At 51.3% G+C, this 12,199-nt stretch carries 9 protein-coding genes; 4 read left to right on the top strand and 5 right to left on the bottom strand.

The window, feature by feature from the left end:
• Nucleotides 1-17: 17 nt before the first annotated feature.
• The gene (locus tag F1593_RS23540; RefSeq protein ID WP_149404009.1) at nucleotides 18-965 is read right to left on the bottom strand and encodes an alpha/beta fold hydrolase; all 948 of its coding nucleotides are present in this window, start codon (nucleotides 963-965) and stop codon (nucleotides 18-20) included.
• Nucleotides 966-1,151: 186 nt separating this feature from the next.
• Here F1593_RS23540 and F1593_RS23535 point away from each other — a divergent pair, with 186 nt between their 5' ends.
• Complete coding sequence (locus F1593_RS23535) at nucleotides 1,152-1,625, top strand: nuclear transport factor 2 family protein (RefSeq protein WP_149404008.1); 474 nt, start codon at nucleotides 1,152-1,154, stop codon at nucleotides 1,623-1,625.
• Nucleotides 1,626-2,130: 505 nt separating this feature from the next.
• On the opposite strand, the gene F1593_RS23530 is transcribed toward F1593_RS23535, so the two are convergent.
• A complete protein-coding gene (locus tag F1593_RS23530; RefSeq protein WP_149404007.1) occupies nucleotides 2,131-2,841 on the bottom strand; it encodes a hypothetical protein in 711 nt (236 codons plus the stop codon).
• Nucleotides 2,842-3,221: 380 nt separating this feature from the next.
• Here F1593_RS23530 and F1593_RS23525 point away from each other — a divergent pair, with 380 nt between their 5' ends.
• A complete protein-coding gene (locus tag F1593_RS23525) occupies nucleotides 3,222-4,082 on the top strand; it encodes a cytochrome c oxidase assembly protein (RefSeq protein WP_172632392.1) in 861 nt (286 codons plus the stop codon).
• Nucleotides 4,083-4,157: 75 nt separating this feature from the next.
• Here F1593_RS23525 and F1593_RS23520 read toward each other — a convergent pair whose 3' ends face one another.
• Nucleotides 4,158-6,443 carry a glycosyl hydrolase family 18 protein gene (locus F1593_RS23520; protein ID WP_149404005.1) on the bottom strand — a complete coding sequence of 762 codons (2,286 nt, stop codon included), beginning with the start codon at nucleotides 6,441-6,443 and terminating at the stop codon, nucleotides 4,158-4,160.
• Between the two features lie 418 nt (nucleotides 6,444-6,861).
• Here F1593_RS23520 and F1593_RS29980 point away from each other — a divergent pair, with 418 nt between their 5' ends.
• The gene (locus F1593_RS29980; protein WP_149404004.1) at nucleotides 6,862-7,020 is read left to right on the top strand and encodes a DUF4397 domain-containing protein; all 159 of its coding nucleotides are present in this window, start codon (nucleotides 6,862-6,864) and stop codon (nucleotides 7,018-7,020) included.
• Nucleotides 7,021-7,106: 86 nt separating this feature from the next.
• Complete coding sequence (locus F1593_RS23510) at nucleotides 7,107-7,736, top strand: class F sortase (RefSeq protein WP_235932679.1); 630 nt, start codon at nucleotides 7,107-7,109, stop codon at nucleotides 7,734-7,736.
• A 199-nt stretch (nucleotides 7,737-7,935) separates the two neighbouring features.
• On the opposite strand, the gene F1593_RS23505 is transcribed toward F1593_RS23510, so the two are convergent.
• Both F1593_RS23505 and F1593_RS23500 read right to left on the bottom strand, forming a co-directional pair.
• Nucleotides 7,936-10,743 carry a WD40/YVTN/BNR-like repeat-containing protein gene (locus tag F1593_RS23505; RefSeq protein ID WP_149404002.1) on the bottom strand — a complete coding sequence of 936 codons (2,808 nt, stop codon included), beginning with the start codon at nucleotides 10,741-10,743 and terminating at the stop codon, nucleotides 7,936-7,938.
• A 440-nt stretch (nucleotides 10,744-11,183) separates the two neighbouring features.
• Nucleotides 11,184-11,828 carry a hypothetical protein gene (locus F1593_RS23500; RefSeq protein WP_149404001.1) on the bottom strand — a complete coding sequence of 215 codons (645 nt, stop codon included), beginning with the start codon at nucleotides 11,826-11,828 and terminating at the stop codon, nucleotides 11,184-11,186.
• Nucleotides 11,829-12,199 lie beyond the last annotated feature (371 nt).

Genomic DNA, 12,199 nt, shown 5'->3' with positions numbered 1-12,199 from the left:
TCTATCCTTCCTGGTTCTTAACCATTACTTGATGATGCTGACGATGCCTCGATACTAAATCCGGCCAAAAAATCCTCAATCAAAGGATCAATGTGCTCGGCTTCCGAATAGAGGAAGAAGCGTTCACAGCCTGCTATGACATGATAAGCAGCGCAATAGGGAAGTTGTTGTGCCAACCAGGCGGTTTTGGCCTCTGGCGAGAGTGCATCATCCCGACGGTTCAGCAACAGGATCGGCATCGCCAGTTGTGCCAGGCGCTTCCGAATATCGAAGGAATGGATTACAGGCAGGACAGAATAGCGATAGATGGCAGGCCAGAGGGCAATTTTGCGAAACTGTTCCTCGATCAAGTGTGCAGGCAATTGTGTAAGGGAGTGGTTGGTATCCGATGTGCGCTTTTGCGGCCCGGTATGGGTGATATAGCGCATCACCATACGGCGCAAGATGATAGCAGGGATTAGACGTTCGATGGGGAGGCGTAAGAAAGCTTCATGCAGCAGCCAGATCAAGGGATGTGGCGCGATGCGATAATCGGCCCCCTGAGCTACGATGATCAGCGAGCGACAGCGTTGAGGATAGCGCAGCGCGAATTCAAAGAGGACCATCGCGGCATCCCCATGGGCGACAAAGTCAGCCGAAGCGATCCCTCGCGCATCGCAGACCTTAAGCAATTCCTCCACCCGTTCGGCCCGGCTGATAAAGCGTGTACGCGACTCATGTCGTCGATACAGCAGCACCCGGCGGGACTGGCTAAAGGTGCGTATCTGGCGTGCATAGACAAACTCCAGATGCTCCAGGATCGGTACGAAAACCAGCGGATCGCCCGTCCCGAGATCGATCAATGGTAGATCAATCCCGGCCAGTGGCGTGCGTTGCCAGTGCGTTTCCAGAAACTCTACATCAGCATAGAATTCCTCGCTGCTGATGTGTTGAACGGGAAGTGAAGATTGTGCGCTTGCTCTCACGTCTTTTTTCTTTCTTCGCTCGCCAATCAATAGCTACCATATTTCAAGCTGCTAGATCGTTGCGTTACGTTAGATATTGCTTGCATCGGCAGCACCAGATATCTTACTATCTAAGTATACCTTAAATGAAGCTACCTATATACAGAGTATTACTACCTATTTTTTGCTGCCGGGGAGGAAAGATAGTTGCAGTCAGACAAAGATAATTACAGGACAGACGAGGATCTATTTGTGCATAGTGAACTTGGGCCATTAGTGCTGGCCTGGATTGCCGCTTTCAATGCTCACGATGTAAAGCAGATCGCTTCTTTCTATACGCAAGACGCAGAGCTTTTCGATTCAGGTATGAAGCGTGCCCGCAGGGGTCGTGATGAAATTATTGGGTGGTTTACCCAACGCTTCCAAAAAATGCCAGCCATCCAGTACATGCCAACACACAGCTTCTTTAACGCTCAGGAAGCCGTCGTGTGCTGGATCGCCAGTGGCAATACTCCCGTGCTATTGGGACAGCGCTGGCTGTCGCATCCTTTTGAGGTAGAGGGAGTCAGCATTTTTCGCATCCAGGCAGGCTCGATTCAATGGCAGCACGGCTACTATGATCATCTTCAGATTGTCGAGCGGGTTCTGCCTCCGTTACGCTGGCTCCCCTTGAAACTCTAGTTTCTTTGTTTGTGCTATAGATCAATCCATCTGCCCTTCAATCTGGACCAGATGGGTACTTATGCCCATTTTAGGGAAAAAGTCCAGACCTCTCAGCAAAATGAGCAAACAAGAACAGGATGAAGTGTGGAATAAAGTCATCGAGATCGTGTACGACCCCGATAATGCTTATGCATAGTTTGTAGCCACCTTCGGCAGAGGAGAGAGAAGGAGTGGAGACACCTCACGCCCTGGCAGGGGACCGCAGCCCCATAGGTGCGAACGTAAGCGGGATTGTTAAGGGTGCAACCCTTAACCTGGGGTTCGGGGCTGTGCCCCGATCTCTCACCTCCCTCTCGCCGCCGCGCGCGGCGGCGAAGAAAAGAAGAAAAAGGGGTATTTGGGGACACCCCAAACCCCGGCAAAGGGCTGGCCGCCCTTTGCAATCCCGCTTGAAAAGCCTTACGTTCGCACCTATGGGACCGCAGCCCCCTGCACCCCAATGATATTGGTAGAGAGAAAGGGATTAGCGTGAGACTTGTGATTGATTGACAATGTGTGGAAAGCCATCCCCACAGTCGATCAGATAGCGCGAGGCCATATCGTTGGTGTAGGCAGTGCCTGCAATTGTGTGATATCCTCTGGATGTGTGTTTACGGTTGACGGTAGCTTTTCCAGGTGCGATGATGTAAATGACCTTACCTGTGTAGGCACGTTCCCGTTCCTGAATGGTGACTTGCTCACCAACAGCATATTCGCCTTCTTTGGCTGGCCCAAAGAGTTTGGCGAGGGATTGTGCATCATTTTCGTTCAGCGTATAATTATAGTACTCGTAGACGCGCTTGCCATTGCTGATAGTCTCGATGATCGGTATGCGCTGATCAGTCTCAAGGGTGATAATCCAGAGGTTGAGAAACTCCTGTGGTTTCACGACATCAACCGGGCTCCAGATTAAAGCTTTGGTACCAGCGGGAGCCTGGACGGCTTTGAGGGCAGCATGCTCGAACAGTTTGATCTGAACGCGACGCAGAATCTCATCACTTTCGCGTTGATAGAGGTCCAAAAGAGAAGCTATCTCGATGTTGTTAACCTTTACCGGTGCGCGCATACCGAACTGTTCCCAGTCAATGGGATCAACTGTGACATGAAATTGTTCACAGGTAGCTGTCATCTTTTGTGCTTGCTGGCATGCCTCTCGTTGCTCCACAGCATCATTTTGGCGTGCGTTGGTCATCATGGTGTATGACTCCTCTTTGAGGCAGATAGTCAGCCTGCCCTTTTCCTGGATGAATATTCCGCGTTAAATGTGAGGGGAATGTGTCTCACGGCTCATTGATAAGAAAGATCACGATCTGCGTAGTAGCCACCATCTCATGTGTAGACGCAGGTGGTCACTCTTCCGTCAGACGTGATCGTATGACATGGTCAAAATGAAGTTATCAGTATAAATCCGACGCAGAGAAAAACTGATCATATGATACCCCTCCCTATTAAGTCACTTTTTATGGCATCATGTCAAGGCTTTGTATTTTTATTTCAAAAATTTTCTGGCATTTTATGACATGCCTGTCCTACAATAGGAGAAGAAGTGGACCAGGAAAGGAAGGTGTCATCGTAATGCCGACAAGCGTTCAGGAAGCCCAGGCGTGGCTGACTCAGTGGAACTGGCATCCCAGCGTTTTTTTGATTTTGCTGCTCCTGATAGGAGCGTATGTCTATAGTATCGGGCCTCTGAGGCGCAGGTATCAACTGGCTGATGCTGTGTCGCGTGGTCGCATGGTTGCGTTTTTTCTGGGGCTGGCGGCGCTGGCATTGTGTGTGATTACGCCCTTGCAAGCTATCGCGCATATCCTCTTTACCGGACATATGATCCAGCATATGGTGCTGGCGTTGGTGGCTGCGCCCCTGCTTGTGGTTGGTCTGCCAGGATGGCTGGTGGCGTTCTGTTTGCGTCCTCGCCCTCTGCGCTTTGTCTTTCGCTGGCTGACCATGCCTTTGATTGCCGCTTTGCTGTTCAATGCCAATCTATGGCTCTGGCATGCTCCTTCTATCATGAACTCGATGATGATGAGTGACGCAGCGGACTTTTTATCCCTGACCTTGTATCTGCTGACCGGGATGCTTTTCTGGTGGCCTTTATTTGGTGCGCAGGTGGATGGAATATTTTCGTTGAACGCGGCCGGTAAACTCATCTATATCCTGCTCAGCGATATGCCAATGGTATTGCTCGGGGCGGGACTGACCTTCACGCCTCCGCTCTATCCCATGTATGAAGGAACCGCACGCCTGATTGGCTGGTCACCCTCAACTGATCAGCAACTGGGAGGATTGATTATGTGGGTTCCAGGCGGCATCTATCTGATTGTGATGGCCAGTGTGATCTTGATCCAATGGTTTCGGCAGATTGAGAAGCAGCAGCAGGCAGAGAATATGGCCTTTATGCTGGAAGAGGAGGAAGCGGCCAGGAATGCCAGTTAAGGCTCCTGGCGCGCTCCTGAGCAAAGAACATCCAGGCAGTGGGAAGTGTGCAATGCATGCTTCCCGCTTTTTGTTTTAACTCAAGGATACATCATCTACATAGACATTACTCTGCCCATACCAGCCATGCACATATATGGTGATGCTGGTGGTTGAGGCGCTGGTTGTGAAGGTATAGGAAAGCGGTGTATAGCTGCTACTGTTTGTCCAGTTATTGCTATATCCATTGACGCCGATGTAGGCATAATTTCCCTGCACATAGGCCTTCAGAGTATAACTGTGATTGGCCTGGACGCTGATCGTCTGAGTACACTGACCAGTAGTGGAATTGGAAGGCGTCAGTTGCAAGGCATAGCTTCCACTATGGACGGGGCTACTGACGACGGTATCGCCAGCATCACAGGTCCAACCACTCAAGGTTCCGCTCTCGAAGCCTGGATTGGTAACGCTATTTCCAGGTGTCGGGGTCGGTGTAGCCGTGGGCGTTTTCGTAGGCGTTGGTGTAAGTGTAGGTGTATTGGTCGGGATCGGAGTCGGTGTATTGGTAGGCGTAGGCGTAGGCGTGGGCGTGGGTGTTTGCGTGGGTACCGGAGTTGGTGTTGGGCCTGTTCCTCCACCGTTGCTACCCGTCAGGCCATTGGCGACGGCGTTGAGCAAGGTGCCGTTGCTATCATCCTGATCCAGGGAGAAGATCATGGCTCCGGCCATACCATTGCTCTTAATGGCAGCGGTTTTGGCGGCAATGGATGTTGGATTATCGCCAGTATAGAAATTGGTTCCATCGTAGATCCAGCTGGCCTGAGTAGTTGGATCGAAGAAATTGTCACTGGCATTGCCGACCAGACCCGCTGCAACCAGTTCTTTGTAATCGGCTGTTCCGGCTGTCTGACTATAGGTGAAGGCAGATGAGGGGCCGGTTGCTGCTTGATAGAGGCCATGGTTGCTGCCTGCGCTAACCCCTGTCCAGCCTCGATAGTAGAAGGGAATGCCCATTACCAGTTTGCTGGCCGGAAAACCACCCGGGATATTGTAGTCGGATAGACCGCTGGTCCAGGCTTTAATGGCAGTATCGATAGTATATTTTTCGTTACCCGGTGCTACAACTGTCGATGGATCGTTGGGTGAGCTATGCAGTGGATCTTGAAGATTGGTGGGTCCAGTGCTATCCCATGCGCCATGCATATCGTAGGTCATCACATCGGCATAATCCAGATACTTTCCGACCTGATCGGTCTGAATCTGTGCGATCTTATCCTGTCCAGATGGCACGGCGGCTGTGAGTTGGAAATGCTTCCCAACACTGGCACCATAGGTATCCAGCTGATTGCGGAACTCCTGCAGCAGGAGAGTATAATTGGCCTTATCCTGTGCGCTATAGTGGTTGCCTGTATGTCCCAGCACACCAGGATATTCCCAGTCAATGTCAAAGCCATCGAAGAGGCCAGCTGCCGCTGCTGTGCCGCCTGAAGCGTCTCCACTGATATTGGTCGGCAGATTCCCTTTCAGGAACATCGTGATACAAGAACTGACAAATTTCTGTCGTGACGCCGCTGAAGCCGCGACATCCGAGAAGTATTTCGAATAAGTCCAGCCACCCAGCGAAAGTTGAAATCTGAGATTAGGATATTTCACCTTCAACTCGCGCAACTGATTGAAGTTTCCTTTGATCGGCTGGCTCCAGGAGTCGGATGAGCCATCCACCGTATTCGATGTGTAGCTTTTCTGATAGTCTGCAAAAGCATCGCCTGCGCCATCCCCGGCATTGGGATCGCTCTCGTTGGTGGAATCCGATGCCTTGATTGTTTCAAAGCAGGTCAGATTGGTAGGATCGATATTCTCAAAGTCATAGATAATCGTGGTGAGCTGCGAAGCTGCCCCCGAGCTGACGATATTTGAGGGATAATAAGCGTTGCCGTAGATGCCCCATTGATCAAAATAAGCCATCTTCTGGTAGGGCGTGGCACCTGCGGCTTTGGTGGTAGCTGAGACTGAGGCGCTTTGAGCGGATGTATTGCCATCCTTATCATAGGCCTGGACGGTAAATGTATAACTGGTCGAGGCGAGCAGCGAACTGACCGTAACCGAGGTTCCCATCGAGGTCGCTACGATATTGGAGCCGTTATAGACATAATAAGCTGGAACATCTCCCGTTCCCGAGGTATCGCTGGAAGCAGACCATGACAACGTGATGTACTGAGGTCCGCTAGCCGTTACCTGCACATTGCCGGGAGTCGAGATAAGGCCGCTTGCAGCGGGGTGAACAGCACCATATACGGTTAACGGGCCATAGGCCACACCTACAATTGACAGCAGGAGCAGACCGAGCACTGCTCCCAGGCGAAACCACTGGGTTTTCGACATACGTTACTCCTTGCTAACTCACCTGTGTTAGCGATCCTTGCTAGTATCTTTGCCTGTCGTTAACGTCATCTCACATGCAAAAAGAGACCATCCTTATACAGGACAAGAGTAAGAATGAATTTTGAGAGGAGCGGCAATACGCATTACTTCTACACATGAGTGTACCCAATCCTGGTGTATATGTCAAGATGTCTATACCACCTGTTCTCATATTCCAATCCTCATGTGCGGGAGCCATACACCAGTTCCAACCAATATGGGAGAGCCAACGTAGCGGCCGCCCTGCACGGGCAATACCGCTTCAATAGCGCAGGTCAATGCTCCCTTGGGGATACGAATCTCTCACCCCAACACTTTGTACTGTCCCCGGCACGGATGCACATACGATGAAGCGGATAATAATCTATTCTCCGGCGGTATGACTAAAGTACGGGTTTATCATCTTTTTCCCAATGCGAGTCCTGTGAATGTCGCAGCAGGTGGTAAGATAGTGATTACAGGCCTGACATATAAGAATGCCAGCGCTTATCTGACGTTTCCACCGGCTGTTTATAGCATCAATATTACGGCCACGTAGATGTAGCGTGTTTTTGAATAGACAAAAGGCTCACATCACTCTTCTGGCCTGGTGTGAGCCTTGTTGAAGGAAAGGTGTTGACGACCGTGCGTAGTAGTGCCCGCCATTTTTCTCCAGGCTTGCTTGCTATCAGTCTTCTCGTGTTTCTGAGCGGTTGTGGATCGGCTACGCAAGCTGTCGAATCCCATCCAGCCATTCCCATGCATCTGTCAGCACCAACCGTCAGCACGTCCCTCATTCTGACATCGACGCCGACCCCACGTGAAGCGCTGCCAGTGCATATTCGCATACCCGCCATTGGCGTGGATGCAGATATTGAGCAGGTCAGCATCCTATCCACGGGCAATCTCGATACGCCGCAGATCAATCCCTGGGACGAGACAGGCTGGTATAAGGATGGTGCCCGTCCCGGTGAGCAGGGTAGCGCAGTCATCGATGGTCATGTAGATCGCCCTGGCGGTGGACCAGCTGTATTCTGGAATCTGCGGGACATGAAGCCCGGCGATGAAGTCATCATCACCACCCAATCGGGGGCGCAACTCCACTTCTCCACTACCAGACGCATAGCATATCCACCGAGTCAGGCTCCGCTTCAAGGCATCTTTGGCGACAATAGCGGAAAATATCTCAACCTCATTACCTGCGCTGGCGACTGGGTTCCCAGCCAGCATCAAACCACACTACGCATGGTCGTCTTCACCCGTCTGCAATCCTGATCGTCCCACAGGTGGCCCAACCGCGCTGGTAGGGCCATATTATAATAGAGAAATTGAGAAAGAGCTTTAGAATTGTGATATCAGTTGCAAATGTTTGTTATGCATAGTATATCAGGAATAGAGGCTAAAAAATATGATCCTGGCACTTTTGTTACAAAGTGCCAGGATCATCGTGAGCATTTCGTTGGTCAAAGCAGTGCTAGGCTTTGAGGTCGAGTTTCCATGCGCTCCGCCCATGTGTGGCGGCATAGAGGACGCGACCAGACTCCGAGATGGTCAGGCTGTAGACGGCGACGGTGGGCAGACCTTTGGCCGCCGGGAGCCAGTGGACATGATAGGCTTTCAAGCGTCCAACCCCGAAGTCGGTGGCGACATAGATATCACCTGTGACGCTATCATAGGCGACACCTGTGATAGGTTGATCTCCCAGATCATAGCTGATATCTTTCCAGGTCGCTTTGCCGGTGGCTGGATTGTAATGCACATCAAAGACGTGTCCCGGAGTGTTGGGCGTATAGGCGTTATATCCGGAATACGTGATGGTGGCGTGATATTTATCTTTAGGATCGACGGCGATCCCGCTGATAAAGCGATTGGGCTGGGCGGCTGTATCGAGACGGGTATAGCTGACAGCGCTGGGAGCTGCGTTAGCGTTGAGCGAGATAAACAGACGTCCCAGACGGGTTGCCGCCCAGAGGGTCTGCGTATCGCTGGGTGCTCGTTTGATTGCTGCGACATAGCTACCAGCTTTATCGGTGCCATAGGTCTGATCGACCAGATTGTTGCCCAGTGGTACCCAGTCGCCGCAGGGAGTGGCCGGATTGAAGTCGCCGGTCAACTCGTTACAGTGCTGTTGCAGATACGCCTGCGAACCACCACTGTCCTGGGTGCGCCAGATATGCTCCAGACCCACAAACATCGTCTGACTGACCTTAGGATCGCCAATCAGTGGCACATAGAATGAGGCCGCCTCTCCGCTATTGGCAAGCGGATCACCCCAGTAATTCCAGCCGTTGGGATCATTGCCATTGAAGTTTACATCACCCTGTGGACCATAATAGGTATGCATACGAATGTTGGGATTCCCAACGTCGATGACCGATTGTCCACCATCACCACCCACACTCTCAATCCAGGTCGAAGGATCAGCGGTGCTGCTAAAGGTGCCGTTGTCCTGTGAGCCGCCGATGACATCGTTGTTGGGATTTTGTGGATTGACCGTGAGGCTCTGGAACTGAATGGTGGAGAGTCCAGCGTTCAGGCTAAAGATGTGTGTCGGGATAGCTTTGAGCCAGATGTCACAATCTGTCAGGTTGGCTCCGCTCAACTGACGAACGCCTGCACATTCGCTGGTCGTATCGGCGAATTGACCACTGGTGCGTACGATACCACCATCCGAGCCGAGGAAGGCGATACTGGGATTATTGGGATCAAAGGCAATCGCGTGCTGGTCAGGATGCATGCCCTGTGGCGGCGATTGCGTATCGTTCGTCATATCGGTAAAGCTGACGCCAGCATTGGTCGAGCGTTGGACCGCACGTCCGTTTGAGACAGCACCGGTTGGTGTTATTTCAGCATACTGGAATTGACCACCGATCCAGACGCTATCTGGCTGTCCCGGAGGAGAAGCGACCGGCATGTCATAGCTACACTGTCCGCTACAGTAGTCATAGGATGAATATCCTGGCGTTCCCGCTGTGGAATTAGAGAGTTTGATCCAGCCAGGATTGTTCGTCCCATCCGTCAGGGTACTTGCGGGTACATTCGCGTTATCAACACGATAGAAGTCTGCTGCGCTAGCACCTTCGTCGCCGACGTAGATACGGAGCTGACTACCTTTGGGAGCCAGTGCGAACTCTGTACGCGATGCGGCGCTATTCGCAACCGTGCCGCCGCCCGCCGAAGCAAAGACCTGCTCAAAAGAGCCACTGGCGCTGCGATACAATCCGTAGTCAAACACTGAGAAATAGACCTGTGGAGCGGTTCCAGCAGGAATTCCCAGGGTATTGAATTGGATCTTGCTTACGCCACCACGGAAGAAGTCGCTTCCATTGGGTGAACCAGGATTGACCACATCCGATTCCTTGCTGAAGACCAGCTTAAAGCTGTTCCCTCCATCCAGGGATTCGTAGAGACCGATCTTTGGCGCATCCGGTGGTGAGAAACGTCCGCCATTGACTGAGGATGAGCCGTGACGGGCTACCGCCGTACCGATATAGATATGCTTGCGGTTGGTTGGATCGATTGCCACCGAGGCGATAGAGCGATCTTTCGCAGCCGCCAGGCTACCGGATACCAGGGACCAATGTTGACCATAATCCGTGGATTTGTAGAGTCCAACACCGGCCTCGGAATCGCTGGAACCACTTGGTTCGCCGGTACCCACATAGATAGTGTGTCCACTGAGATCAGTAGGATCAAGGGCCAGGGAACCAACTGCGTTAGAGGGAATGCCATTGTTGATCGAGGTCCAGGTGGGTTGTGCCGCCAGACCATTATCGCTGCGCCAGACTCCGCCACCAGCCGCGCCGAGATAGACTCGACAGATGGTGGTATTACAATCATTGGCAACAACGATTGAGGTAACGCGACCCGAAACGGTGGTTGCGTGCCCGGTATAGGTAGCCTGGCTGGACTCAACGGGATTCGAGGGACCTGCCAGTTGCCAGCCCGCATTCACGCGAGCAGGTGAATCTCCAATGTTCTGTGGATGCTGCGCTAGCGCCATATGAGCATTGTAGGAATTGGTCACCTGTGAGTTATCGATGTAGGTACGTGGATATGCCTGATTATCATAGATCTGTTGGGCGAGCGCCGCTGCCGATCCATTTGACGATGAATTATCGTCATATTTAGCATCATCATGATTGGTATACAGGAAGTGATTAAAATGCGGTTGAATGGGGTAGGCCGATGCTGAAGGAACCAGCAGGCCAGAAATACCCAGCAGACTTACCGCACACAGACTTATCAGACTGTAGAGACGTAAGCGAGAGGAACGAAACATACGAATATCAAACCTCCGTGTTTTGCGTTTCCAGATTATCCATTCTTGGTGTGCTTATAGTAGAGGGATACAATATTCAGGACGTGCATGGTGCCATATTATGCACGCCGGGTGTTTCCTTTTATCGTTTTGCGTTGCGCTTGAGATAGCCAGAGAGAGCGAATTTAAGTTATATTGATGTCCACATGTCGGCATCTGTAGATAAGTTGAAAATGCTACTCATTAAAAAGTATAGGAATGTATGAAGCTATCCCCCCGTTGCTTTATTACGAAAAAAGGGAACGTAAAAACAACACAACATCATTGTTCAGTGACGCTTCTGGCACAAAGCGCCTTAAATACCCACGTGTACTAAGCATACATTGCGAAGCGATAAAAGTCAATGTGTGCGTACTATGCCTATAGAATTCGGCTCTGTAGTGTTGTGTTATGATTGATTTTTAGCTTATTGTGAATGGAGAAGAGGTTACACTTTTAGTACCACCTATGCTATCGGGATCGAGTATCTCACTATATTCAAAGACGATTCGATATGTGCCAGCTTGCCAGCTTGTGGTTGTGGGATGACTGCCGCCAGAAAGCATCTCTGGTCGTAAGCTTTGTTGGAGACTGGCTCCAGGTGCCAGCCGTCTGATCGGGTTGGTGGTCGGTATCCTAATGCAGCGTCCCAGGCGTACCCACGTCTGATTGATCTGTATCTCGATGCGTACCATTGAGCAACTACTTTGAGGTGAGGTTATATACATACTCTGTGTCTGATGATTTGTCACCGTCACCTGAATTATATCGTGAGTTGAATAAGCTGTTTTATCCAACTTGATTTGTGCTATTCCCTGTGCTGGATTTGTGCCCTGGGCAGGCCTTGATCCTTGTGCTGGAGTTGCGGTTGAATTAGTTTTTATCGTCGTTGTAGGATGTATTCGGGGAGTGTCTGATGTGCTCGGTGTCCCCAGCGTGCTTCCTCGTGTTGGAGGTTGGCTGGTTGGTACAGAAGCCTGTGACTGACCTTGCCCACAGGCAACCAATGTGAGCAGACAGAGCGATATGCAGCAGATAGAGCAGATAAAACGTGTCTTGAATGACATAAACGCCTCCTTACAAGAGGAGACGTTTATGCCGATCCAAAAGTTCCCTTCCCATGCCTCTACGATCTCTGTGCATGAGTTTTCGCACCTACTCCAACAAATGGAGGTGAAGCAAGAACTCCCTGCCTGCTGACGGAGTCTGGGTACGGATCCTGGTGTGCTTGCAAGCGTTTTTTTGGGTGCACTCCCATACCGCTTCATGAAGAGGAATGAAGGCGAGAGGAGCCATCAGTAGGAACCACCCTTCAGAACTTATCCGAAAACGTGGAAGGAGATGATAGAATCAAGAACAAGGAAAGGAACACGAATCCCCCAAGCAAAGGAGAAACCAAGATGGCCCGAACCAAACCGTGGGAAGTCAGTGACCAATT

It is taken from the genome of Dictyobacter arantiisoli (assembly GCF_008326305.1).
In the GTDB taxonomy this organism is placed as follows: domain Bacteria; phylum Chloroflexota; class Ktedonobacteria; order Ktedonobacterales; family Ktedonobacteraceae; genus Dictyobacter; species Dictyobacter arantiisoli.
The sequence above is the reverse complement of the archived record's forward strand: the minus strand, read 5'-3'. Positions and strand labels throughout refer to the sequence as shown.